Source organism: Vibrio sp. CCUG 15886 (genome assembly GCF_028570825.1).
Taxonomy (GTDB): domain Bacteria; phylum Pseudomonadota; class Gammaproteobacteria; order Enterobacterales; family Vibrionaceae; genus Vibrio; species Vibrio vulnificus_B.
The window spans coordinates 110,315-136,510 of sequence record NZ_JAQQBT010000007.1; the positions used below are offsets into that span (position 1 = coordinate 110,315).

The 26,196-nt window shown below is 47.0% G+C and carries 20 protein-coding genes; 15 read left to right on the top strand and 5 right to left on the bottom strand.

Features of this window, described 5'->3' with window-relative positions:
* Positions 1-24: 24 nt before the first annotated feature.
* On the bottom strand, positions 25-498 hold the full coding sequence (locus PQQ36_RS14465) for a GAF domain-containing protein (RefSeq protein WP_061058513.1): 474 nt from the start codon (positions 496-498) through the stop codon (positions 25-27).
* A gap of 127 nt (positions 499-625) precedes the next feature.
* On the opposite strand from PQQ36_RS14465, the gene PQQ36_RS14470 reads away from it, so the two are divergent.
* From PQQ36_RS14470 to rsmF, 4 genes are all read left to right on the top strand, one after another.
* Complete coding sequence (locus PQQ36_RS14470; RefSeq protein ID WP_011080489.1) at positions 626-2,425, top strand: ABC transporter ATP-binding protein; 1,800 nt, start codon at positions 626-628, stop codon at positions 2,423-2,425.
* A 39-nt stretch (positions 2,426-2,464) separates the two neighbouring features.
* Positions 2,465-3,727 (top strand): paraquat-inducible protein A, encoded by a 1,263-nt coding sequence (locus PQQ36_RS14475; RefSeq protein ID WP_013571849.1) that lies wholly within the window; start codon positions 2,465-2,467, stop codon positions 3,725-3,727.
* The gene (locus PQQ36_RS14480) at positions 3,711-6,368 is read left to right on the top strand and encodes an MlaD family protein (RefSeq protein ID WP_045620037.1); all 2,658 of its coding nucleotides are present in this window, start codon (positions 3,711-3,713) and stop codon (positions 6,366-6,368) included. Before PQQ36_RS14475 ends, PQQ36_RS14480 begins: the two co-directional genes overlap by 17 nt.
* A gap of 98 nt (positions 6,369-6,466) precedes the next feature.
* Positions 6,467-7,885, top strand: coding sequence for a 16S rRNA (cytosine(1407)-C(5))-methyltransferase RsmF (gene rsmF / locus PQQ36_RS14485; protein WP_273661750.1), 1,419 nt, complete (start codon positions 6,467-6,469; stop codon positions 7,883-7,885).
* 237 nt (positions 7,886-8,122) lie between these two features.
* Here rsmF and PQQ36_RS14490 read toward each other — a convergent pair whose 3' ends face one another.
* Complete coding sequence (locus PQQ36_RS14490) at positions 8,123-8,959, bottom strand: CvfB family protein (protein WP_011150250.1); 837 nt, start codon at positions 8,957-8,959, stop codon at positions 8,123-8,125.
* A gap of 96 nt (positions 8,960-9,055) precedes the next feature.
* Here PQQ36_RS14490 and PQQ36_RS14495 point away from each other — a divergent pair, with 96 nt between their 5' ends.
* Positions 9,056-10,414: a hypothetical protein gene (locus PQQ36_RS14495; protein ID WP_011080494.1), complete on the top strand. Its 1,359-nt coding sequence runs from the start codon at positions 9,056-9,058 to the stop codon at positions 10,412-10,414.
* Positions 10,415-10,416: 2 nt separating this feature from the next.
* Here PQQ36_RS14495 and PQQ36_RS14500 read toward each other — a convergent pair whose 3' ends face one another.
* Positions 10,417-10,902, bottom strand: a complete 486-nt coding sequence (locus tag PQQ36_RS14500) for a PaaI family thioesterase (RefSeq protein WP_011080495.1) — start codon at positions 10,900-10,902, stop codon at positions 10,417-10,419.
* A gap of 340 nt (positions 10,903-11,242) precedes the next feature.
* On the opposite strand from PQQ36_RS14500, the gene PQQ36_RS14505 reads away from it, so the two are divergent.
* On the top strand, positions 11,243-12,295 hold the full coding sequence (locus PQQ36_RS14505) for a 3-deoxy-7-phosphoheptulonate synthase (RefSeq protein ID WP_011080496.1): 1,053 nt from the start codon (positions 11,243-11,245) through the stop codon (positions 12,293-12,295).
* Between the two features lie 25 nt (positions 12,296-12,320).
* On the top strand, positions 12,321-12,803 hold the full coding sequence (locus PQQ36_RS14510; protein ID WP_017422085.1) for a YajQ family cyclic di-GMP-binding protein: 483 nt from the start codon (positions 12,321-12,323) through the stop codon (positions 12,801-12,803).
* A 103-nt stretch (positions 12,804-12,906) separates the two neighbouring features.
* On the opposite strand, the gene PQQ36_RS14515 is transcribed toward PQQ36_RS14510, so the two are convergent.
* Together PQQ36_RS14515 and PQQ36_RS14520 are read right to left on the bottom strand one after the other, a co-directional pair.
* Positions 12,907-14,826: a GGDEF domain-containing protein gene (locus PQQ36_RS14515; protein WP_225471941.1), complete on the bottom strand. Its 1,920-nt coding sequence runs from the start codon at positions 14,824-14,826 to the stop codon at positions 12,907-12,909.
* 251 nt (positions 14,827-15,077) lie between these two features.
* Positions 15,078-15,920, bottom strand: a complete 843-nt coding sequence (locus PQQ36_RS14520; RefSeq protein ID WP_225471940.1) for a DNA ligase — start codon at positions 15,918-15,920, stop codon at positions 15,078-15,080.
* A gap of 298 nt (positions 15,921-16,218) precedes the next feature.
* Between PQQ36_RS14520 and PQQ36_RS14525 the strand changes: the two genes are divergently transcribed.
* The 8 genes from PQQ36_RS14525 to PQQ36_RS14560 all read left to right on the top strand — a co-directional run bounded on the left by PQQ36_RS14525 (position 16,219) and on the right by PQQ36_RS14560 (position 26,104).
* Complete coding sequence (locus PQQ36_RS14525) at positions 16,219-16,539, top strand: STAS domain-containing protein (protein WP_011080500.1); 321 nt, start codon at positions 16,219-16,221, stop codon at positions 16,537-16,539.
* 31 nt (positions 16,540-16,570) lie between these two features.
* Positions 16,571-17,413 carry an OmpA family protein gene (locus PQQ36_RS14530; RefSeq protein ID WP_011080501.1) on the top strand — a complete coding sequence of 281 codons (843 nt, stop codon included), beginning with the start codon at positions 16,571-16,573 and terminating at the stop codon, positions 17,411-17,413.
* A 41-nt stretch (positions 17,414-17,454) separates the two neighbouring features.
* Positions 17,455-19,509 (top strand): SLBB domain-containing protein, encoded by a 2,055-nt coding sequence (locus tag PQQ36_RS14535; RefSeq protein WP_413764449.1) that lies wholly within the window; start codon positions 17,455-17,457, stop codon positions 19,507-19,509.
* Positions 19,509-20,201, top strand: a complete 693-nt coding sequence (locus PQQ36_RS14540; RefSeq protein ID WP_043877164.1) for a tyrosine-protein kinase family protein — start codon at positions 19,509-19,511, stop codon at positions 20,199-20,201. The genes PQQ36_RS14535 and PQQ36_RS14540 overlap by 1 nt, the downstream gene beginning before the upstream one ends.
* Positions 20,198-21,016, top strand: coding sequence for a phosphate/phosphite/phosphonate ABC transporter substrate-binding protein (locus PQQ36_RS14545; RefSeq protein WP_080932305.1), 819 nt, complete (start codon positions 20,198-20,200; stop codon positions 21,014-21,016). The genes PQQ36_RS14540 and PQQ36_RS14545 overlap by 4 nt, the downstream gene beginning before the upstream one ends.
* 23 nt (positions 21,017-21,039) lie before the next feature.
* Positions 21,040-23,328 carry a HAMP domain-containing hybrid sensor histidine kinase/response regulator gene (locus PQQ36_RS14550; RefSeq protein ID WP_198102609.1) on the top strand — a complete coding sequence of 763 codons (2,289 nt, stop codon included), beginning with the start codon at positions 21,040-21,042 and terminating at the stop codon, positions 23,326-23,328.
* Positions 23,329-23,484: 156 nt separating this feature from the next.
* Positions 23,485-24,978 (top strand): sigma-54-dependent transcriptional regulator, encoded by a 1,494-nt coding sequence (locus tag PQQ36_RS14555; RefSeq protein ID WP_039553593.1) that lies wholly within the window; start codon positions 23,485-23,487, stop codon positions 24,976-24,978.
* A complete protein-coding gene (locus tag PQQ36_RS14560; protein WP_273661751.1) occupies positions 24,971-26,104 on the top strand; it encodes a glycosyltransferase in 1,134 nt (377 codons plus the stop codon). The genes PQQ36_RS14555 and PQQ36_RS14560 overlap by 8 nt, the downstream gene beginning before the upstream one ends.
* Positions 26,105-26,196: the final 92 nt, after the last annotated feature.

Consider the following 26,196-nt stretch of genomic DNA (forward strand, 5'->3'; position numbering starts at 1 on the left):
GAAAAACCACTCTCGTTACCCAATTTATGCGTTGTTCGCGTGTGAATTAAGCAGCTTTTCTACTTCTGCCATGAAAAATGTTAACCCTTGTTCATCAATTTCACTAAATCTACCTACACTTGGGCTATCAATATCCAGAACGCCAGCCAATTGCCCATTGATTGAGAATGGGATAACAATTTCTGAATTGCTCGCCGCATCGCAGGCAATATGTCCTTCAAACTCGTGCACATCATGCACTCGTTGAACAGTATAAGTTTGCGCTGCCGTTCCGCATACGCCCTTACCCATAGGAATTCGCACGCACGCTACTTTTCCCTGAAATGGCCCTAAAACCAACTCGTCTTCTCTATATAAGTAAAATCCAACCCAGTTGAGATCGGACATTCCCATGTTCAGCAACGCACTAATGTTTGAAAGATTGGCGATTAAGTCACGCTCTGATTCAATAAGTGCGACTGCTTGTTTGGTGAGTGTTTGGTAATGTTCTATGGTCATATAAAGCTTCCAATTGTTTATTGCACAGCTGAAGCGTGCATTAATAATTTCCTGAATTTACTTTGGAATAGAATCAACAGCCGCTAGAATGCTGACTCTAATATAAATAGGACTTATTCTCATTATAATGTTATCGACATCCGACACTATTAGCCGCTCCTGGCTTTTAACACAAGCAAAAAAACACAAATCTAAGCTTGTGTTTGCGAACCTCATTGCCATTGTTGCCACTTTGGTTAGCGTCCCTATTCCTCTACTCATGCCACTCATGGTTGACGAAGTGTTACTTGATCAACCTGGTAAAGGATTAGCAGCCATGAATACCCTATTGCCTCAAGCCTGGCAAACACCGACAGGGTATATCTTCTTGACTTTGTTACTGGTGATTCTGATGCGTATCACCAGCCAAGCATTAAACATTTTACAGAGCCGCCAGTTCACCTTGGTCTCAAAAACCATTACTTATCAAATGCGCGCTAAGATGATCGATAAACTCGGTCGCATCAGTATTCGTCAATATGAGACTCGAGGTAGCGGAGGCATCAACGCACACCTCATCACAGACATCGAGACCATTGACCAATTCATCGGCAGCACCTTAGCGAAGTTCGTGATTAGCTTGCTTACCGTCATCGGCACTGCAGGTGTTCTTCTGTGGCTGGAATGGCGACTTGGCTTGTTTATCCTCTTAGTCAACCCTATCGTTATTTACTTCTCTAGAAAACTAGGCAGCAAAGTTAAACATCTCAAAAAGCGTGAAAACCAAGCATTTGAGCAGTTTCAAAATCGCCTAGTTGAAACCCTTGATGGCATCTATCAATTGAGAGCAGCCAATAAGGAACGAGAGTTTCTCTCTGAGCTCAAACAGCAAGCTGATCAAGTCCGACTCAACGCAGACAAATATGCTTGGCAATCCGAAGCCGCGGGTAGAGTCTCCTTTTTGCTCTTTTTACTTGGTTTTGAGCTGTTTCGTGCCGTTGCGATGCTAATGGTACTCTTTAGTGATCTCACGATTGGCCAAATTTTTGCTGTTTTTGGTTATCTTTGGTTCATGCTGACTCCGGTTCAAGAACTGCTAGGTATCCAGTTTTCTTGGTATAGCGCGAAAGCGGCGCTTGCCCGCATCAACGCGCTTTTGGAACTGGAAGAAGAGTATAGACCTGAGTCGAAAGTCAATCCTTTCACTGATGGCAAAGAAATTGATGTTTCGGTCGAAAATGTCAGCTTCTCTTACAACAGTGAAACCACTGTATTAAATCAGTTGAATTTACGAATCCCTGCGGGAAAGAAAGTCGCTCTCGTTGGTGCAAGTGGTGGTGGAAAGTCCACATTAATTCAGCTGCTTATTGGTGTCTACCGACAAGACAGCGGAGTCATTCGTTACAATAATGAGTCCAGCGATGATATTGGTTTTGAGTTAATTCGTGAAAAAATTGCTGTTGTATTACAACAACCTATACTATTTAATGACAGCCTAAGGCATAATCTGACCCTTGGTGGCGACTATGACGAAAGCGCGCTGTGGCAAGCGTTGGAAATCGCTCAACTGCAAGATGTTATTTCGCAGTTAACTGCTGGGTTGGATACGCAAGTGGGCCGAAATGGGATACGTTTATCCGGAGGCCAAAGACAGCGTTTAGCTATTGCTCGCATGGTATTGAGTGATCCTCAATTTGTGATTTTGGATGAAGCAACCTCAGCGTTAGATACCGCAACCGAAGCGGCGCTCCATAGAGCGCTTAATGAATATTTGAAAGGAAAGACAACGCTTATCGTGGCACACCGATTGTCTGCGGTAAAACAAGCGGATTTGATCTATGTATTGGAAGATGGACAAGTTACACAAAGCGGGACACATACTGAGCTGGTTGAGCAAGATGGCTTGTATCAAACACTTTATGGCAGTGTCCAATCGCATGCCAGCTAGTGGCAGCACGTCCTCTATCGCCCATTTTGAGAGGTCGCAATGACCTCTCCTACTACTCATCAGCATCAAACCGAAATTGAAAAAGTCCGTTTGTGCCAAGGGTGCGAACTTCCCGTCGATGTGTTGCATGTTGCCAAAGGCCGCAGCGCATATTGCCCAAGGTGTGGTACCCAGCTCTATCGTGGTGGCAACCCAAGCCTTTCTGGTAACCTCGCCATCGCGATCACCTGCTTGATGCTGTTTATCCCTTCTCACTTTTTTAACTTTATCAGCATTCGACTTTTTGGCGTCATGATCCCTGCAACACTCCCATCCGGTATGTTGACCTTAATGGATGAAGGCTTTGTTGCTCTTTCACTGCTGATCATGTTTTGCAGCTCATTAGCCCCATTATTAGTGTGCAGTGCCGTGGTGACCGCTCATATGGCGCTGCATTATCGCTGGTTTCGAGTGCTCAAGTATTCACTGGAAATCGTGCAAAATCTTAAACACTGGATGATGCTGGATGTCTTCCTCGTCAGCATCGCCATCTCATGTTTTAAACTGCAAGACTATTCCGATATTTTCGTTGGGCCAGGCTTAATTGGCTTGCTCCTATTGCAACTTTTTAGTGTCTTGCTCATAACTCGCGTCAGTGTCAGGCGATATTGGGAAACATGGCATGCAGAGAGCCACTACTCGCTCGAAGAAAAGCATGTCCACTGCCACAGCTGTCACATGTCTCAACCCGAAGCAGAGCAATGCATTCGCTGCCATAGCCCTCTACACCATCGCAAACCGCACTCGTTACAAAAAACATGGGCCTATTTAATCGCAGCCACTGTCGCGATTTTCCCTGCCAACTTGATCCCTATTTCGATTCTAATCACTAATGGGCAACGGCTAGAAGATACGATTTTTTCGGGTGTTGCATCCTTAATTAAAAACGGCATGCATGGTATCGCCGTGATCATTTTTGTCGCCAGTATTGTGGTGCCCGTCGCTAAGATACTCGGTTTGACTTACATACTTTTGTGCATCCATTTCAAACGTACGATTTACCATCGGCAGAGAATGACGATTTACTTCTTTGTTAAATGGATTGGTAAATGGTCTGTGATGGATCTTTTTGTCATCTCGATCATGATGACCTTAGTCGATCGAGGTCAAATTCTCGATTTTACTCCCGGATATGGAGCGGTCGCATTTGGTATGGTGGTTGTGTTAACCATGTTGGCCGCAGAAAGTATTGACCCCCGATTAATCTGGGACAACTACTCAGATGCAAATAAAGATGAGTCATTGCATGAGCAAACAAAATAGTTCGCAAAAATCTTACACTCCTGATGTGCGAAAGAACAAAGGGATTTCTCCCCTTTGGATTTTGCCTATCTTAACCATGCTGCTTGCGGGATGGTTGGTCGCGAAGGCGATCCACGATGCAGGGCAACGAGTTCAAATTTACTTTTCTGACGCACAAGGATTGGTTGCAGGTCGTACAACGATTCGCTATCAAGGCTTAGAAGTTGGCATGGTGCGAGATATTAACCTCTCCAAAGACCTTTCTAATATCTACGTCGATGCCGATATTTATCCCGAAGCGACTCAGCTCCTCAACAAAAACACCCGTTTTTGGTTGGTAAAACCAACGGCCAGTCTCTCCGGTATTTCTGGTCTTGATGCTTTGGTTTCTGGTAACTACATCGCTATTCAACCCGGCAATGACGACGATGAAGCCGAAACCGTGTTTTATGCTCTTGATAGCGCGCCCACCGATATTCTTGCCGAAAAAGGGCTGACGATCACCTTACGTGCCCGCGATTTGGGTGGCGTCTCGATTGGTTCTAAAATTGTTTACAAGAAGATCCCTATCGGCGAAGTGTACAGTTACCGCTTAGCGGAAAACGGTAAATCGGTGACCATTCTTGCTCGAATTGACGATGAATATCGCCACATCATTAACCAGCAGAGCCGATTTTGGAACGTCAGTGGCATTGGGGCCAGCATTGGCTTTGAAGGTGTGGATGTACGTTTGGAAAGCATGAGCGCCTTATTTGGCGGCGCCATCGCGGTCGATTCGCCAGATGATGGTGAACCCGTGGAGAAAAATGCTCAGTTTCGTTTGTATCGCGACCTCAAAACCGCTGGCCGTGGGATTTCGGTACAAATCACCCTCCCCGATGGTCATAACATTAGCTCTAACGGCGCACCGATTATGTACCGAGGCATTGAAGTAGGTGAAATTACCAATCTTTCGCTTTCAGAAGGGCGTGAGGTGATTATTGCCAATGCCGCTATTCAACCCGCCTTTAGCGACATGCTGACAACAGGCAGTGATTTTGTATTAGAAGAAGCCAAAGTGTCGCTTTCTGGTGTCGAAAACATCAGCAATTTGGTTCGCGGTAACTTCCTTACCATCATTCCCGGTGACGGGGAAAAATCTCGCCGCTTTACTGCGATTAAAAAAGAGGAATATTCACAACAACAAGCTAAGTCCTTGTCTGTACGTCTCTTGTCCGACAGCTCGTACGGTCTCGATGCGGGTGCGAACATCCTTTACAAAGGGATTGTTGTTGGTTCGGTGATCAAAGTCGGCCTGTTGGACGAAAAAACAGCCCGTCAACCTGCCAATGAAGTGTATCTTGATGTCCTCATCGACAAACAATACGCCTATTTAATTCGCGCCAACAACCGCTTTTTCGTAACGGGCAGTGCAACCGCTGAGCTGACTGAATCTGGCCTGAGTGTCACTGTACCGCCCGCTAAACAGCTACTCACAGGCTCGATTAGCTTCGTCAGTGAAGGAAAAAACAACGCAAGTCCAACCTATCAGCTGTTCCAAAGTCGCTCACTTGCCGAGTTGGCAAAGTTCAATCAAACGGGCTCGCAAACATTGACCCTGTTTGCTGCAGAATTACCGCCGATTTCAAAAGGAAGCCCCCTTCTCTACCGTAACCTACCCGTCGGTAGCGTCTCGGACTTCGCCTTAGCCAACGGTGGCGTCGAAGTCACTATCAGCATCGAGAATCGTTATAAGCATCTCATCAATGATCAAACGGTGTTTTGGAACCGCTCGGGCGTCGAAGTGGACGCCAGCTTGGCCGGTGTGGCGATCAAAGCCGCTCCGCTTAAAACACTACTACAAGGTGGAATTGCTTTTGACACGGTTGCTGGCATTGAGAACAAAACTGGGCAGCATTGGAAACTCTATCCGGACCAAAACCAAGCGCGCAAATTTGGCCGAATTATTACACTCAGATCCGATGGAGGCCAATCCCTCAGCAAGGGAATGGCGATCCAATATCAAGGGGTCAAGGTGGGAGAAATTACGCTGGTGGCGCCTGATTTCAACAAAGGCATCGTAGAGGCATCAGCAAGAATTCTGCCAGAATACGTCGCCAATGTTGCTTTGCAAGGTTCGCATTTTTGGTTAGCGGAACCCAAAATTGGCCTAAATGGGGTAAAAAACATCGACGCCCTAATCAGCAAATACATCCAGGTAGAGCCAGGCAAAGGGAAAGCGGCATTCAGTTTTGAATTAGCCAATAAGCCACCTCATCCAACGGGAACTGTGTTTACACTACAAAGTGAGCATCGTGGCTCGGTCAGTGTTGGAACGCCGATTCTTTATCGCGATATGGAAGTGGGCAGCGTGACCGATGTCCAGCTTGGTAAGTTTGCTGATCGTGTTGTCTTTAGTATCGAGATTCAAAACGAATACGCTTATTTGGTCAGACAAAACAGCCTGTTTTGGAATGTGTCTGGCGTCGACGTTTCAATAGGCCTATCCGGTGCCAACATTAAAGCTGGCTCATTTGATAGCTTGGTTCGAGGTGGCATTGCCTTCGCAACCCCACCGCAAAAACAATTAGAGCCTATCGCGCAGCAAGGCCAAGCATTTTTCCTCTACGACAAAGCCGAGGAAGATTGGAAAAAGTGGCGAACGGCCATTCCTAAACCTTAGTGTGACTCTAAATGCAGCTTTCGGGCTGCATTTTTATTTTTGTCTGCTCGCCAATTCGTTTATCATTCCCCTCCCATATTGGCACCTGGAACCCTACTGTGCATTCAAACGTCTATCTGCCAGAAACCTTTCTGGAAAAAATCAAAACCATCCTACCTAGCGCCTTGAACATGGACGACTTTATCGCCTATTGTCAGCAGCCACTGCGTAAAAGTATCCGCGTCAACACGCTCAAGATCTCCGTTGATGCCTTTCTGACCATCGCGCAAGAGAAAGGTTGGACGCTTCACCCTGTTCCTTGGTGTGAAACCGGTTTTTGGATTGAGGCAGATGAAAGCAAAGTGCCGCTTGGCAACACGGCTGAGCATATGTGCGGTTTGTTCTATATTCAAGAAGCCAGCTCAATGATGCCAGTTAGCGCGCTCTTTCTGGGTGAAAACCAATTTGAATCGGTGCTGGATACCGCCGCGGCACCTGGCTCTAAAACCACACAAATCGCAGCATTAATGAACAACCAAGGCATTTTGGTCGCGAACGAGTATGCTGCAAGCCGAGTGAAAGTGCTTCACGCCAACATTGAACGTTGTGGTGTTCGAAATGCAGCATTGAGTAACTTTGATGGCCGCGTGTTTGGTGGTTGGCTACCGGAATCGTTTGACGCCGTGTTGCTTGACACCCCTTGTTCAGGTGAAGGCACCGTGCGTAAAGACGAAGATGCCATGAAAAACTGGTCCCAAGAATCTGTACTGGAAATTGCCGCGACACAAAAAGATTTGATCGAAAGTGCGTTTCAAGCGCTCAAACCGGGCGGTGTCATGGTTTACTCAACCTGCACATTGAGCGAAGAAGAAAACCAGCAAGTTTGTCACCATCTAAAACACACTTTTGGCGATGCAGTGGCGTTTGAAAGTTTGAGCTCGCTCTTTGATGGCGCAGAGAAAGCGCTAACAGAAGATGGGTTTCTGCATATTTTCCCGCAAGTGTACGACAGTGAAGGTTTCTTCGTCGCGCGTATTCGCAAACTGGCGTCGGTCAACAGTCCAGACGTCAACAAGAAAATGGGTAAGTTTCCATTTCAAAAAGCGAGTAAAAAAGAGAGCGCTTTGATTGAAAAATCCCTCTCTGATTCACTCGATATCAGTTTACCAGCGGACGGCACCATTTGGTTACGAGACAACGATGTTTGGCTCTTCCCTAATGCTTTAGAACCCATGCTGGGTGAACTGCGTTTCTCTCGCATGGGGATCAAGCTGGCTGAAAAGCACAAGAATGGCTATCGTTGGCAGCATCAGATTGCGACAACACTAGCCAGTGGCAATGAGAAAACCGTTGTGGACATCGACACCGATGCCGCACGCGAATGGTTTATGGGCCGCGATATCTACCCAGAAAACAGTGGCAAAGGCGAAGTTTTCGTTCGCTACCAAGGTGCAATTATTGGTTTGGGTAAGTGGGTAAGTAACAAAATTAAGAATGGATTACCGCGAGAATTAGTCAGAGATAAGAATTTGTTCTAAATCTAAGACTGCTTCCAGAATCAGCGCTGCGTGGGTCTTAGAACCAAGCAGCGCAGTAAGCCTGTACTACACTTAGGATCAGTTGGATGTGAAACCCAAGTAAGAATCTCCCCTTCTGTAACATTCTTACCACTCACATAGCAACACTGTTTAGCGCAGGCTCTTAAGAGCCATTTCCCCTAGGCCCACCGACGGAACCGATGGGCCTCTTTTTTTGCTGGCAAGAATGACCAGTGACTACTTCACCGCGCGAATACCATCTTTCTCAATGACGATCTTGCCTGCTTTAAACAAGCCGCCGATGGTTTTCTTGTACGTCCCTTTGCTAGTGCGAAAAGCCGTAAAAATTGCCTCTGGAGTCGACTTATCGTTAAGTGGCAAAAAGCCCCCTTTCTTTTCAAGTAACTCGAGGACTTTTTCAGAAAGGTCGTCCATTTTGGCAACGCCCACTTTTTGTAATGCAAGGTCAATTTTGCCATCTTCACGAACGTTTTTGATGTATCCCTTCAGTTTCTTGCCGATAAACAGCTTGCCAAAAACATCCGATGGAAAAATCATGCCCCAGTGTGAACCGTTCACAATCGCTTTGAAGCCCAACTGACTGCGCTCGGCAATGATCAGATCCACTTGCTCGTTGCGGGTGTAATTCGCCGGCGTTTTATCAAGCAGCTTATTGAATTTGGTGGTGCCGACGATGCGACCAGAGGCTTTATCGGTGTATACATACACGAGAATCGATTGACCAGCGGTAAAACGACTGCGTTGCTCACTGTATGGCACCAGCAGATCTTTCTCTTTGATGCCCCAGTTAACAAAAGCACCCGTGCTGTTGACCCCCTCAACCTTCATCAAGCCCCATTCGCCCACTTGTGCGATTGGCGTTTCAGTTGTAGCTGCCAATTGATTGTCGGAGTCAAAGTAAATAAAGACATCGATTTTAGCGCCGACGTCACAACCTTCTGGCACATGTTTGTTTGCCAGTAAAATGCTGCCGTAATCTTTTCCATCTAGGAATACACCAAAATCTGTGCGTTTAGTTACTTCTAAGTTGTTAATTTGACCAACTTTAATCATTGAATATATCTCACTGCAAATTTGCAGAGATTATACGTGATCTCTGCTATTCTTGCGCAAGTCTCAATACAATTATTTATCAAATAGGGTATTTCGTTGATTTCAGTCGATAAACAAGACTCCATCACCCTCAAGATCAGCCATATTATGGGGGCAAGTAAAAAACTCGATCTCGACTTCTACCTATTCGTTCCAGGAGAGCTTGGGCTAACGCCTGAAGTGCTCTCTGAATCTGAGTTTTACTATACCTCTGTGGTGCAAAAGCGTTCTTATTACAGTGACAAAACACTACTGCCTCTAGTACACAGCCGATTAGCACAGCGGGGGCGTTTATCCAACACTCAGTATCGTGTTAGCTTGAGTTTGTTTGCTTATCAATACGTTATTGCACTCGATAAAGCCGTGGCTAAACTGAATGAGCAATCCAGTGACGGCGTCACCGAAGATCAAGTCGATGAGGTGATTGAGATTTCTCTCGATATCCTCAAAAGACTGCGCCGCTCTATCCCGTATGAAGAGATTCTTAAGCGTTATTACGTCAACATCGACAACTATCTTTCTTGGTACACAGAACAAAAATTTCTTGCCTTAGTTGCCCACTTACCACGTGAAGGGGATTACAGCACCATCAAGGATCGCTTAATCACTCTCTGTGAAAAAGAGCAAGCACATCGAAAACTCAATAAGTACAACTCATCCAACGCAGCAGACGATGCAACGCGCATGACCAACAAAATGCGTTTACTGCGCCGCTTGATTGAGCACCCGATTGTGTTGAATGAAAAAACCACCTCACTAGGCAAGAACATCAAACGCATGATCAAAGGCTTGGCAACGGGTCTTGTGATGGTGTTTGTCACAACCACGGTCATTTCTGCGCGAGATTATCTTGGCGAAATTTCTGCGTCATTCATCGTCGCCATGTCGATCATTTATGCTTTACGTGAAATCTTTAAAGATGACTTACGTGACATGATGTGGCGTTGGATCCGCAAAGGTAAGCCGAAGTGGCGTCGTAAATACACCGACCCCACAACAGGGAAAGAGGTCGGCCACAAGTTGGAATGGTTAGATTACACCGTCATCAATAAACTGCCGGATCGCATTCAAGCCATTCGCAAACGACGTGTGGTTCAGCGTGAAGAGCAAATTCTTCACTACCACGCCAAAACGGAAATGTCGACGTCTCGCTTTTTGAGTGGCTATGAGCAAACACGCGAAACATTCAACATCAGTTTAAGACCATTTACACGTTTGATGGACAAAGGCAGCAATCGTATCTATCGGCTACAAGATGGGCAAGTCAGTCGCGAATCAGTGGAAAAACGCCATCTCTTTAATCTGATTGTGAAAGAAAACACCCACCAAGGTGAACCCGTTTACTACCGCTGGAAAATTGTCATGAATCGCTCGAAAATTGTTGCCATCGAGAAAATCGAACAACCTGAAACCTAGCGTTACGCCCTAGGCGTCACTTTTTTAATCGATAGGGTTAAATCAAATTCGGCCATCGGCTCATCCCCATGCAAGGTGGGACAAAGCGCGGTAATTCGAACATCTTGATTAACCCTTTCACCTGTTTGCATGGTTTGAGCCAGCATTTGGTCGATCAAAGGACCATCATGGCAAACAAAATGCACATCCGCCTCTGGCCTTTTTAGAAATTCCGCCTTTACGCCCTTAAACGCCAAGGAAATTTTCTCTCCTTGATTTTTGGCTTTGCTCATCGCCAAAAAACCACCTGCCACATCCGCACCAACGGCTAATGCACCGAAGTACATGCTATTCAGGTGATTCTTTGTTCGTTTTCTTAGGGGGATTTTCACTTCCACCATTTTTTCATCAATGGCAATGATTTTGGGGCGACACAACCATATCAGTGGGACTTTAGAAAACCCAAACATATTGAGATAAAGATTGGCTTTTTGTAGTGACGTAAGCATAGTGGCGTTTCCTCATAACTAGTCAGACCAGTTTCCTGCGCACAGCACCAGTTGTCAAAGAATTGTTAACAAAAATCATCAAGTCGCTGAGTCCATCACGAATTTATCCCCGCGATTCATCATCAATTCAGTGGAAAATGTTCATTAACTCCCTTTTCATTAAGGCTTTTATTTATTAACAGTTACTCATACTGTTTCACTTACGCTTATATTCATTTTAATTCACGCCAGCTTTACAGTTTGACACGTAAATAGATGGCTAAGAATCCCGTTAAATGGTTTATTCCTGTGGCTAATTCCGTTATCTTTACCGCTTCGTAATAAAATACAAAGCTATCACATGCCACTAAAAACAGATGAATTGAGAACCCAACCTTTGGGTCCAATGCCAACTCCCGCTGAGTTGAGCCAAGCCCATCCGATTACCGACGATGTGGCCGAGCGAATTGCGAAATCTCGCAGACAAATTGAAGATATTCTAACGGGTAAGGACAACCGCCTTTTGGTGATTGTCGGTCCTTGCTCTGTGCACGATACTGAAGCCGCGATTGATTACGCGACGCGTTTAAGCTCGATTCAAGAGCTGTATCGCGATGAGCTGTTCATCGTTATGCGCACCTACTTTGAAAAACCACGCACTGTGGTGGGCTGGAAAGGCCTCATTACCGACCCAAATCTGGATGGCTCTTACGCACTAGAAGCAGGCCTGCATAAAGCACGTAAGCTATTGCTCGATATCAACAAACTTGGCCTTGCCACCGCAACCGAGTTTCTTGACATGATCACCGGTCAATATATTGCTGATTTGATCACTTGGGGCGCGATTGGAGCTCGAACCACTGAATCGCAAATTCACCGTGAAATGGCGTCTGCACTCTCCTGCCCGGTTGGCTTTAAAAACGGCACCAACGGCAACGTGAAAATTGCGATTGACGCAATTCGCGCATCAAAAGCTTCGCATTACTTCTACTCTCCAGATAAAAATGGCCGCATGACCGTTTACCGCACCAGTGGTAACCCATATGGACATATTATTCTGCGTGGTGGTGATACAGGCCCTAACTTTGACGCAAAATCGGTTGAGTCTGCCTGTCAATCACTGGCTGAATTCGATTTGCCACAACGTTTGATCGTTGATTTCAGTCACGCTAACTGTGAAAAGCAACATCGTAAACAGCTCGATGTCGCGCAAGACATTTGTAACCAACTAAAAGCGGGCAGCACTTATATCGCAGGCATCATGGCAGAAAGCTTCATTACCGAAGGCAATCAGCCGATGACTGATCTTGATAACTTGACCTACGGCCAATCGATCACTGACCCTTGCCTAAGCTGGGAACACACAGCGCAAATGCTGGATATGCTTGCGACTGCTGTAAAAGAAAGCCGTTAAGATAATAACTATAGGAACTTAAACCATGCCGTCATTTGACATTGTTTCTGAAATCGATACCGTTGAACTACGCAACGCTGTAGACAACTCAAACCGTGAGCTTTCGACTCGTTTTGATTTTCGTAACGTGCAAGCTAGCTTTGAGCTAGTAGAGCAAACGGTAAAAGTCTCTGCTGAAGGTGACTTCCAGTTAAAGCAAATGCGCGATATTTTACGTGGTCACCTTGCTAAACGTGGCGTTGACGCAAACTCTATGGATGCGAAAACGGCTGAACAGACTGGTAAAAACTGGCATCAAGACATTGTTTTCCTGCAAGGCATTGAAACGCCAATGGCGAAAAAAATCGTTAAGCTGATTAAAGATGCCAAACTGAAAGTACAAGCTTCTATCCAAGGCGACAAAGTTCGCGTAACGGGTAAAAAACGCGACGATTTGCAAGAAGCTATTGCAGCAATTCGTGCCGCAGAACTTGGCCAACCGTTCCAGTTCAATAACTTCCGTGATTAATCGCGATATCGCGATCATATCCAACGAAAAAAGCCTCTGATGAGGCTTTTTGTTTATCTGCGACATAATAAACACTACGCAGAAAGGAAAAAAGAAAATGGACTCAGATGACTTTTACGCCATTTCTGCCACCGCGTTTGATGTCATATAACGCTTCATCGGCTTGAAATAAATAGGGTTCCCAATTTTGCTGCAATTCATGAGCCGAAGAGACACAAACCGCACCAATCGAAACCGTAACGGCGACAACCTCATCCGACGCGGCAATTTCAGTGCGCGAAATCGCTTCTTGCAGCCTAGTTAATGTCTGATGGGCCTGTTGGCAAGTTAGATTCAATACCAAAACAAACTCTTCTCCCCCCCATCGAAGCAGTAAGTCGTCACCGCGTGTACAGCAGCTAAGCATGTCGGCCACTTTTGACAGCACATCATCCCCCACTTGATGTCCATAGGTATCATTGATCTGTTTGAAATGATCGATATCAACTACGGCCAAGCATTTCGGCGTGTTCATGGTGTCTGACTTGTTGCTGATGCTTTGCCACCATTTATCCAGATAGCTGCGATTGTTGACCCGCGTGAGAGGATCAATCATAGATTGCGTCTCTAGTTGCACGTTTTGTTGCGTCAATGCTTGTTGTAAACGTTGGCTTGCTTTGAGCTTACGCCAAAGCAGATATGCGAGAAACGAGAATAGAGTTACGGCCAGCATATAGGCCCATTCACGTAATTTTTGCGCTTCCAGTTGGGTCAATTGCAAGGCGTTTTGCGCCTCAAGCAACATCAGCTCTTGCGAAGCGAGTTTTTCATCGAGCCGACCTCTGACAATCGCCACGTCAGAGTTAAACGATTCGGTGAGGTATTTTTGCTCTAACTGCGACGCGGTTTGATAAGTTTGCAGTGCAGACTTGAGATCACCCGAGTGCTGTTGAATTCGCGACAATGTTTTTAGCGCTTCGATGATCGCAATGGTCTCTTTATCTTCTTCAAACTGCTTCAATGCCAACTGGATATAGCTGGTGGCAGCTTTGAGTTCATTTTCGACAAGGAACACTTCCGCAAGAATGTCTTGGCAATGAGCAATTTGACTCTCAGTGCCGTTTTGCTGTGAAAATTTGAGACATTCTAAACCTGTTTCCATGGCGAGTTGCGTGTGCTCTTGCCTCAGCAATACTTCCGTCATGTTAACTAGGGTTTTAATTTTTAGATAGCTGGCCCCTGCCACACCGGCCTTTTCATATGCCAATCTGATGTTATTGAGCTCAGACTCTTTACGCCCCATGGCCCCATCAATCACACTGGCATTCGTGAGTAAGATGGCTTCAAACAAAGTGTTTTTGAAATGATTGGAGTCATAGAGCCGATTAGACTGACGATTGAACTGCTCCGCACGTTGCCAATCTTTGCTATCCATGTACACAGTGGAGATATTATTGAGCACCATAGAAGCCTGAAGCGGCTCTTCATTCTGTTCAAAAATCTCTAACGCACGATGATACTGATTCAGCGCCACCGTAAAATCGGTAAACTCATAGGCTACATTGCCGAGCCATTTTAGCGCGCGCCCTTCTAAAGACTGGTAGCCAAGCGCATCTGCCATCTCTTGCGCTTCAAGAAAATACGCCTCTGCTTGGCGAAACTGATTTTGGGTCATCAGCCCGCGACCTTGCGTTAACTTCGCTTCAGCCTTAATCCATTGCTGATCCGTTTGCTCTGCCAACTCAAGCACTTCGGGTAAGTTGGAGCTTTCTTTTCCTTCGTACTTAAAGAGATTGTTTTTAGCAAACAAATACAAGGCTTTGGCGTTATCACTGCCATTTTCTGGATAAACAAACGTTTTATTTGCCGTGATTTGTGGGTAGCGTAGCGAATCCACGTAGTACTGAAGGTAAATGTGATCTTGCTCGGAGATGAGCTCATCTAAGTAGAGATCGCAAGGTAAAGCATGAGGCTCGGCAAAAACCACAGTTGGAATGAGAGCAGAAAAAAGTGATATGAATAACGGTTTAACTTTTGATGACATTCGGCATTACTGACTCAGATTCGCTCTTCCTTGAATATGGGGTTATCGCAGTGCCACGTTATCAAAGAAACGCTGACGACAGAGCAAAACGATAAGGCAGAGCTATGAAAACCATCATTTCATAGCGCACACGGATAATAAACACACAAAAAACATGGTGATTGCGTTATATATAATTTCCAACTCTATAACGCAAGACATTCGTCACACAACCAATGCATTTCAGTTAAAAGTTCTGCTAATAAAGCCCTTTATTCTGGAAGACGCTCTCGCAGATATCGGGCAAATTTGGGTTTGCCGCTGTTAGTGAAACCATTGTGTCGATAAGTAACAGTCGCCCCAATAGCAGGGGGATTTTTGCGTTGTTCGTCGGTGAAACCACTACCGATATAGAACTCGGTACCATCATCGAGCCGGACCAACAATGCGCCTAGCATACCCATTAAACGGCCACTCCCTGGCTTATAACCAATGACCGTCGCTTCTGCATCACTGTACTTCTTCAGTTTCAGTAGATCACTGCCCCGCCCCGCTTGGTAGCGGCTGGTGATATTCCTAAGCATCACCCCTTCACCACTGACGCCCGTAATGGCATCCAGTTTTTCAAAAAGCTGTGCTTCGCTGACGATCGGTTTGTGCTCAACAAATTTGATGTGCCTTGCGTCGATGTTTTTCACTAAATCGATCAGGGTATAGTAGCGCTTTTGGTAATCACCCGCTGACTCTGGCAGGTCAAAAACCATAAAGTCAATCTGCTTCCAAGCATGCTCATCGGGCGTGGCGTCCAGCACTGTCTGCTGCACAATGTGAAAATTACCTCGTCCGGCCCATAACTCACCATCGAGCGCCATCGGTGGTAATGCTTCAATAAACCACGTCGGAGCATAAATTCGATTGCCATTGCGAGTAAGCAATTGAGTGCCAGTCCAATACCCCCGAATACCATCCAATTTTTCGCTATACCAATAATCGTTGATCTTCACGCCATGCCCATAAGTTTGTGCAAGCATCACCTCTGGTATTGGCAATGGCTCTTCCTCAGCCATCGCAGGGATGGCGACGAGAATCGCCATCGATAATATAGTCAAACGCATCCTGCTTCCCCTAATCCTTTCCTTTCTAGCGTTTTTTATCGCATTTCCCCGCCATGTTCACGTCCAGTATCAAGGTTCATAAATGATGTGCGACAGCACTCAGTAAAAATCGAAAAAGGGTTCTATTAATTACAATTTTTCCATGCTCTCAGACGTGTTTTCCTGATTCTCAAATTGAGAAAAAATCATTTCGATTTGAGAAGCCTAAAACACTCCAATCTATCCAATTGATTTTTATAGTGTAATTTTTGGCATACAACCTGCTCTTTGTTGAAGACACCCAACAGGAGAACGTCACATGGAACTCAGCACACTCGACCTCAATCAACAAACACTCACACTGTCTATCGTTGGTAATTTTGATGCCCACGGTAGCCGCCAAGCCCAAATTCACATTGATGAGTTGATCAACAACGATCGCCATACCGATATCGAAGTCGATATGAGTGGTGTTGAGTTTCTCGATTCATCAGGTATTGGGGCGATCGTTTATCTCTATAAAAGATTGGTTGAACGTGAACGCACCATGCGCATTGAAAACGTACGCGGCCAGCCACTCGAAATCATCAGCTTGCTGCGTATTGACCACGCGATTCCCGTTAACTCCAAGCAGTTTTAACCATAACAATAAAAATTCGTCGGAGGTTGGCATGCAAAAACACTTACTGTTTACAACGCTCTATTTCACCCTGCTCATCTCAGGTTGTGCAAGCTACCCTGAGCATGGCAGCGGTGGATTGGCAGAGAGTTATCAAAATATCAGTTATGAAAACGCCGACTTTTCTCCGGTCATGCCTGATGAACCTCTCGGTCCTGAACATGGCATGCGCTTCGATTGGCAACTGGCGAAATTGCACTTAGATTCGTTGATCCGCGAAGGCGCTAAATGGTGCTTTCCTGCCTCTGTGGTACAAGCCTTAGAGCTGCAAAATCGCATCGCTCGTGAATTGCAAGGCGGATTGCTGCTCGATGCGGCGAACGATTTGGTCATTCAACGTAAACGTCTGCATCAACTAGAACAGCAGCTCGACTACGTACTTTCACACACTCGATGCGTTCCCCCACGTGATGAAGACGCCTTCCGTTTTCAGTTGGATATCGTCAACGAGCTCTATGACATCCTCAATATTGACAATCAATTCGCGGTGAATTCCGCGGAAATTAATCCCAAATACATGGGCCACCTTGCCAAAGCGGCCAATATATTGCGCGAGCACACCGCGTTAACCCTCACCGTGACGGGCCACGCGGATGCCACCGGTAACGAGGCATACAACGAAAAACTGGCGATGGACAGAGCCGAGCAAGTCAAACGTTACTTAGCCATTTTCGGTTTGGATCCCAACCGCATCACCACCTATTCACTGGGAGAAAAACTGCCCTTGTTTGATGGTGAAAGTGCCGCCGTGCGCCTGACCAATCGCCGTGTGAGCATCGAAATTCAATCGCCAGCGAATACGGAGCCATCTCCCTATGCAGGAGGCGTACAATGAACATCGCAAAAAGCTATCTCGCTCTCATTCTTTTGCTGTTAATGATTGCGCCAATCCTAAGCCATGCTGCCGATGAGCGCGTGCAGGTGGGCGATCTAATCCAAATTAACCTACCTGGAGAAGAGAGCCTCAATCGCGGATTCCAAGTCGATAAACGTGGCCGAATCACTCTGCCAGAGATTGGCCCAATTTATGTTGCAGGTTATCAATCGGCACAATTGGAAAACGCGGTAAAACAGTCATTAGCCACCGTTTTTCGTGATGTGAGTAACCTCAGCGTGTTTGTCAAACAACAACAGATGCTGATTTCCGTACAAGGCTATGTCTCACAGCCGGGTGAATACACTTTGCCGCAAGGCGCAAGCGTTGAGATGGCTTTCCATGCGGCGGGGGGATTACGCTCTGGCGCTCAACTCGACAAAATGCAGTTAAAACGGGGCAGTGACCGTCGCGAGTTTAACTACAAACAATTTCTCGACTCTGGCAACGATGAGTTGTTACCACAGTTGATGTCGCTTGACGTGCTTTTCGTTCCCGCCTCTCCTTTAGTAGGCAACATTGAGCAGACGTTTGATCCTGCAAAACTGGCAGACAGTGGCGACAGCGCAGATTCTACCAAAGGCATCAAAGTGTTCGGTGAAGTGAACTCGCCGGGCTCGTTCAGTTACAAACCAGACACCAACTTGGTTGATATTTTGATGCGCTCAGGTGGGGTTACACGTTACGCTGGCGTAGAACAGATCCGAGTGATTTCCAACAATGAGCCCAAAGTATTCAATCTAAAAAAATACCTCGATAGCGGCGATTCTTCTCTTTTACCCGATATCGCCCCCGGCTCCACTGTGTTCGTTCCTCGTCAAGAAGAGGAGATTAAGTCCGGCTCCAACACCGTGTATATCATGGGCGAAGTGGCTCACCCCGGCGCGTATGAAGGCAAACCTGGGGCTACCTTTATGGACATTCTTGCCAATGCCGGCGGCCCCACACGATTTGCTGAGTCTCGTCAAATTCGTGTGCTTAAAGCGGATGGGCGCGTGATCCGATTTGATTTGACCGCACACACGGAAGGATTGGGCAAAACCAAGGTGCCACAAATCCAGCCCGGTGACGCCATTTTTGTCCCAGAAAAAACCGACATGAACGAGAAGTCCTGGCTTAAAGTGGCCCCCGATCGCGCCGTTGCTGTCATGGGCGAAGTGGTTCGTCCGGGTCGCATCGAGTGGTCCGACGAAATGGATTTGATGGATCTGCTGGCGCATGTCGGTGGCCCAACATTACGGGCTGACACAACGAAGATCGAAGTTGTCAACGGCGGCAAAATGCAAGTGTTTGACCTCGATGCTTTTATTCGCCAAGGTGCGCCAACGAAAGCCCTGCCTCGCATTGATGCAGGCGCGATCATTCGTGTGCACGATTTACCACAAGACCCATCCGACAACAAATCACAGTGGGTGAGACAAAGCTCAGATGCCTCGATTTATGTCTTTGGTCAAGTCAATGCGCCAGGGCGCTATCGCTTTACCAATGAAATGCACTTTCTTGACATTTTGTCTGCCGCTGACGGACCAACCAAAGATGCTGATATTCACAATATCCGCGTCACGCACCGAGATAAAAGCTACTCGCTGGTCAGCAAACTCAATCTCTCACTCTATTTTGAAACCGGAGATGAATCTCTTCTTCCTCACGTCAAGCCCGGAGACACCATCTACATTCCAGAGAAGGAGAAAAACTGGCTCGATACCAGCAAAGAATCAACCGTTCGAGTGCTAGGAGCGGTGAACAAACCGGGACGCTACGCCTTTAACGACAACATGACGATCCTCGATTTACTCGCGGAGGCTGGTGGACCAAGCTCAAGCGCTTATTTAGAGAAAATCAGCGTGGTTAATATGTCTTGCTGCCAAGGGCAGGCGCGCACCTTCGATCTCGTGAGTTTCAGCAAAACCGCGAATATTTACCACCTTCCCGTGATCCGTGCAGGCGACACGATTTATATTCCGAGCCGCGATGAAAGCTTGATTGAAAAAGCACGCGCAGGTTTGCGCGATGTGCTGCAAATCACCACCACCTTGGTATTAATAGGAGCATTATGATGATGATTCCCGCGACTCACGCCGAAATTGAACAGCTCTATCTCAAAGCAGAGCTTGAACAGATTCGCTCCATTTGTCTCACGGGCTGCAGCTCTGGTGACGGCGTCACCTCAATTGCGACTGCGCTGGCTGAACGATTCATTCTTGCGGGCCATCATACCTTGTATGTCGACCTCAATCTGTTTAAGCCCGCTTTTCACGATGTGCATAGCTTCGAGCACGAAGCGCAGCCAGGAATGCTCATCGAACACAATGAAACCCATCAAGTATTGGTCGGCGTGCCAGCGCCCACCCAGACGGCCGTTCAGCTTTCCTACAAAGATCCGGCCAACTTGTGCTCAGCCGTCAATAAATGGCAAAGCCACTATGAGCGCATCATTATTGATACCTCGCCGCTACTTAATCTCAATAAAGGAAATGTGCCAGCACAAAGCGTCGCCAGTGCGTGTGATGCCACCATTCTTGTCGCTTGCTATGGCAGTACAACAGAAAACCAAATTTTGCAGGCACAAAGTCTGCTCGATGCCCGATCCATTCATCTACTTGGCACCATTTTGAACATGAAAGATTCGCCAAGTTTTTCAGAAGAATTGGTCAGACAATTGAATAAATTCAAATTTCTTCCACTACGCTTAAGAAAGCGCTTAGAAAACTGGTTGTATAAAAACGAATTTTTGAATCTGCCCTATTGATTGGAGACTTGACGATGAAGCAATGGATACTGACCGCACTGCTCCTCTTTGCACCCATCAGTTGGTGTAAACCGCTGGTTTTTGGTGTGGTACCTCAGCAATCCGCCAGCCGTCTGGCCGACAATTGGACGCCAGTGATCAAAGCACTCAGCGAGGATATCGGGCTCGAGATTGTTTTTGCCACCGCCCCCGACATTCCGACGTTTGAAGCACGCCTCAATGAGGGCCATTACGACATCGCTTACATGAACCCTTATCACTATGTGGTGTTCCACCAGCAAGTTGGCTACCAAGCCATCGCCAAAGCCAAAGATACGTTGATTTATGGCTTAATTGTGGTGAATGCCAATGACGCCATTAACACCATTTCTCAGTTGAACGGACAAACATTGGCGTTTCCGTCACCAGCCGCTTTTGCTGCGACGATACTGACGCAAGGGTATTTAAACCAACAAGGTATTGAATATCAGCCCAAATACGTTTCATCCCACGACTCTGTCTATCTCAATGTAGCGCGTGGCTTATTACCTGCTGGCGGTGGCATTGCCAGAACACTGAACGCCGCTCCTGCCGATGTTCGTCAGCAATTAAAGATACTTTGGACCAGCGATGGCTACACGCCACACCCTATCGCCGTAAAACCGAACCTTGATGCAAACACCGTATTGGCGCTGCAAAACGCCCTGCTCAATCTCAATCAGCGCAACGGGAGAGAGTCATTGTTGAGCCCACTCAAGATTTCTGCGTTTGTCGCGGCGCAAGATTCTGATTGGAACGATATTCGCCAGCTCGATATTAAGTTACTGACGGACTAAAGGTATCTCGCCAGGAGGTCATTATGTCTTTTCGAATTAAAACCATCATCGGCATTGCCTGCATTGAAATCATCATGTTGATGCTGCTGGTTTTCAGTGCCATGAACTTCATGCGCCAATCAAATCAAGAGCAGTTTATTCAAAAAGCCAATGCCACCTCACAGATGTTTGCTCGTGCATCCAAAGATGCCCTACTTTCCCTCGATCTCGCCACTTTGGATGATTTGACTCAAGAAATCCTCTCTCTTCCAGACATCCTCTATGTGGATATCCGCAACAACGAGCAGCAACTGGCGTTTGCAGGTGCTTTGCCAAAAGTGAGTGCCGATTGGCAAGCCGATGACCACGTCAGCTTAGGCGATTTGGTGTTTGATGTGAGTGAAAAGATCACCGTCGATGGCCTAACCTATGGTGAAATTCGCATGGGTTTTAACACCACGGCGATTCAAACCGCGCTTGATGAAGCGAGCAAAGCCATCGTCCTTATCGCCGTATTAGAGATCATTCTTGTTGCTCTCTTTTCCTATTTTTTAGGGAGTTATCTCAGCCAAAATCTCTATCAACTCACTCGCGCGGCAGAGCGCGTTGCCAATGATGGCCCCGGCTTCCAACTTCAACTCAAGGCGAAAGATGAAATCGGCAAAGTGGCCGCCGCGTTTGACTCCATGTCGCATAATCTCGCCACCAGCTACCAAGAGCTTGAGCAAGCCCGGACCCAAGCTGAGCTCGCCAATGAATCGAAAAGCCGCTTTCTGGCCTCCATGTCTCATGAAATTCGCACGCCGATGAATGGAGTGCTTGGGCTACTCGGCATTTTGGGTGAAACCAAACTGGACAACCATCAGCAAAACCTTGTCCATACGGCGAAAGAATCTGGCGAGCTGCTGCTTTCCATCATCAACGACATTCTTGATTTCTCTCGCATGGAAGCCAATACGCTGATTCTTTACCCTCGCCCGTTTGAGCTAAAAAGCTGCGTTGAGGAAATCGTCAACAGCTTTGAACCCCTCGCCAAAACCAAAGGGTTGTACTTGTCTCTCACCTTCAACGATGAGTGTGACTACGTGGTGGTGGGTGACTCAAACCGCTATCGCCAAGTGCTGCTTAACTTGCTCGGCAACGCCGTCAAATTTACCCAAAAAGGAAGCGTGTCCCTTCATGTGACGACACAAAACGAAGGCGATAAGCTCTATATCCGCTGCGAGATCAACGACACCGGTATCGGTATTGCGCCCGATGCCATGGCCATTTTGTTCGAAGAGTTCACCATGGTCGATCAGGGCTATTCTCGGACTCGCGAAGGCTCGGGGCTTGGCCTTGCGATTTGTAAACGTCTTGCTCAATTGATGGAAGGTGAAATCAACGTTGAAAGCGAAGTGGGAAAAGGCTCTTGCTTTGTGTTTAGTGTGGAAATGCCACTGGCAGAACATGACACTGTCACGCAACAGGCTCAGCCTGACAATGATAGCGTCTGCACATTGCTTCAAGGCAAACGCATCTTGGTTGCGGAAGACAACACCGCGAATCAGATGGTGATTAAAGCCATGTTTGAGCGCCTTGGCGTGGCGATCGACTTAGCCAACGATGGTTATGAAGCGGTGAGCATGGCATCAAATCACCACTACGACATTATTTTTATGGATATTTCGATGCCCGGCAAAGATGGCATGCAAGCGTGCAAAGAGATTCGTCAATTGCCCGATGCCAAACAAGCAGCAACGCCCATTATTGCGCTTACCGCACACGCGCTATATGGCGATAAAGAGAAGTTTCTTCGCTCAGGCATGAATGGCTACCTCTCTAAGCCGCTACGTAGCCGTCATTTAATTGAGGAGTTGAACAAGATTTTAAGCGCATCCAATCACCACGATACTGCTAATAAGCCCCTTGAAACGGAGAAAACCAATCATATGCAGATCACCTTAACGTCAGAGAAAAACACCACCGCCCCATTGGTGGATGAATTGATCATTCAACAAATGATTCGTGACACCAGTGCTGAGGTGATGCCGATGCTCATTGAGCATTACATTGAAGAATCGGAGCGGCGCTTGGTGAAGATTGATCAGGCGATCGCTCACAGCGATTTTCAACAACTGGAGTTTGAGTTACACACGCTAGGCAGTTCATCACTGGCGCTGGGCAATCGACGCTTATCCAACCTGGCCAGAAAGCTTGAGCGGCTGTGCGTAGCAAAAGAGTATGACGCCGTAATGGAAGACGCGTCTGGTATTGCTCAGCTAGCACACGATTCGCTGTCTGCCCTAAACGATCGCAAACAACTTGGGTTTGTAGAGCCAAACTCAATTTAACGCGTTGAATATTGCTGTCCTAATACGAGATCGCACAACAACGATTTGAAGAAATTTCAATCAAAAATAGTCGCTTAACCCAGCAAAGCGCCACCCATGTGCTAAAACTATTATTAATATACGAGCAACAGACGGTGACATGGGTAAGGAGAAGAGATGCGAGCAAAAGTACTGTTAGTCGAGGATTCCACTTCACTTGCCATTTTATATAAGCAATACGTCAAAGATGAGCCCTATGACATTTTTCACGTAGAAACCGGACGTGACGCGATTCAGTTTATTGAGCGCAATACGCCTCAACTGGTGATTTTGGATCTCAAGTTGCCCGATATGTCCGGGGAAGATGTGCTCGACTGGATCAACCAAAACGATATTCCGACCGCGGTTATCATCGCCACCGCTCATGGCTCCGTTGACATCGCCGTCAGCTTAATGAACAAAGGGGCGGAAGATTTTCTCGAAAAGCCAATCAAAGCCGACCGTTTGAAAACATCCATTGCCGTTCATCTAAAACGCGCCAAGTTAGAGCATTTGGTTGAGAACATGCAATCTCGCTTCGACAGGCCACGTTATCATGGCTTTATCGGCGCGTGCCTGCCAATGCAGGCCGTTTATAAAACCATTGATTCCGTGGCACCAACCACCGCCAGTGTTTTTATCAACGGAGAGAGTGGCACAGGGAAAGAAGTGTGTGCTGAAGCGATCCACAAACAGAGCCTACGCAAAGAGCAGCCCTTTATCGCAATCAACTGTGGGGCGATTCCTCGTGACTTAATGGAAAGCGAAATCTTTGGTCACTTAAAAGGGGCGTTTACTGGAGCGACAACCGACCGCAAAGGTGCGGCAATGCTGGCCAACGGCGGCACGTTGTTTCTCGATGAATTGTGCGAAATGGAACTGGAGATGCAGAAAAAACTGCTGCGTTTTCTTCAGACTGGTACCTTCACCCCACTCGGCGGCAGTAAAGAAGTCAAGGTGGATGTGCGCATCATCTGCGCCACCAATCGCGATCCCCTCAAAGAGGTCGAAGAAGGCCGTTTTAGGGAAGATCTCTACTATCGTGTCCATGTGGTTCCCATTGAAATGCCGCCACTTAGAGAACGAGGTAATGACATTGTTGAGCTGGCCAATCACTTCCTCAAAACTTACGCCAAAGAAGACGGCAAAAAATTCAACTCAATCAGCAAAGAAGCTCAATCAATACTCAAAAAATACAACTGGCCGGGCAATGTTCGTCAGTTGCAAAACATCATTCGCAACATTGTCGTTCTCAACGATGACAACCAACTGAATGTGGAACATTTGCCGGCTCAGCTCACCACCAAACCGCAAACCGTCAAAGAACCCGCTAAACTCTCAACCCCACCTCAACCTACTCAAGCGGTCATACACGAGATGCACAACGGACATGAGGCGTTAAACCATCATTCGCTTGAGACGCAAACGTCCAAGGCCAACCCACTCGCCCACAATGCGTTCCACCATTCTGACGGCAGTATCCGTCCAATGTGGCAAATCGAACGCGAAGCGATTCAAAACGCCATCGCCTTTTGCGATGGCAACGTGATCAGTGCAGCGGTGATGTTGGAGCTAAGCCCCTCGACGGTGTATCGCAAAAAACAAGCGTGGGAGGCAGAAGAAAATGCCTGACGATAACAAAGCCGCACTCGGCAAAAAACGCACAGCCAAAAGTCATCGCGTCGGGAAAGAGATATGGCTGCTGCTCGACTCTCTCGTTTACGGAGGGATTGAAAGCCATGTGATTGAGCTCGCTTCGGCACTCAAGGCTCAGCATTATTCGGTACGTGTTTTATTAACCAACAAATATGTCCGTCGCCCTCTGATTATGCAGCAGCTCAGACAGCGAGGGATCCGCGTTAACTACATCTCTCAGTTATCCGGTAATCACCCCATGCCCATTATGCAGTTAGCCGTTGCGCTAAAGCGCTATCGGCCCATCGCCGTACATACCCATGGCTACAAAGCCAATATCTACGCGCGCTTAGCACGAATGATGAGCTTTCCGCATCTGCGTTTAGTCAGCACCTATCATGCAGGAGAAAGTAAAACGGGTAAGCTGTGGTTGTACGATTGGGTCGATCGCCTGACCAGCTTCATTAGCGATCATCGCTTTGCCGTCAGCGATGCTATTCTTCACTCTTTGCCTTTTTCTGGAGAGCGAATCAACAATTTTGTCCCGGTATCAGAGCTGGCAGAATCGCATCAGAATTGTTCGCAACACATCGGCTTCGTAGGCCGTTTGAGTTACGAAAAAGCCGCCGATCGTTTTGTCGAATTGGCGGAGCACTTTCCTTCCCTGACCTTCCATCTGTACGGTGACGGACCAGAACGCGAGCCGTTGGAGACCTTAGCGAACGACAACGTCGAGTTTTCTGGGTTTGTCAGTGACATGACGAAGGTTTGGCCTAAGATTTCCGTGTTGATCATCCCTTCTCGCTTTGAAGGCCTACCCATGGCAGCGTTAGAAGCCATGGCAAACGGCGTCGCTGTCATTGCGATGAATGTCGGCCAATTAGGCCAACTTATCGAACATGGTCAAAACGGTTTTATTGCACAAACAGAAGCAGATTTGGTGGCGCATTTGCAGCGTTGGTTGGAGATGCCGTCCGCGGAACAGCAACGCCTACTGTTTCAGGCGCGCGAGACCATAATGCAACACTATTCGCCTCAAGCTGTTTTGCCGCAAATTCTCTCGTCCTATCATATCGACAACGCTTTTCCCAATTTGAGAATCAAATTGACGCCTCACCATTAGCCAACAAGAAATGCTCGATTTTTCAGTGAGATAAATCGAGTATTTCTTTGGCACTGCCATTGCACTCCCTAGCTAACATGAGAATAAGTCGT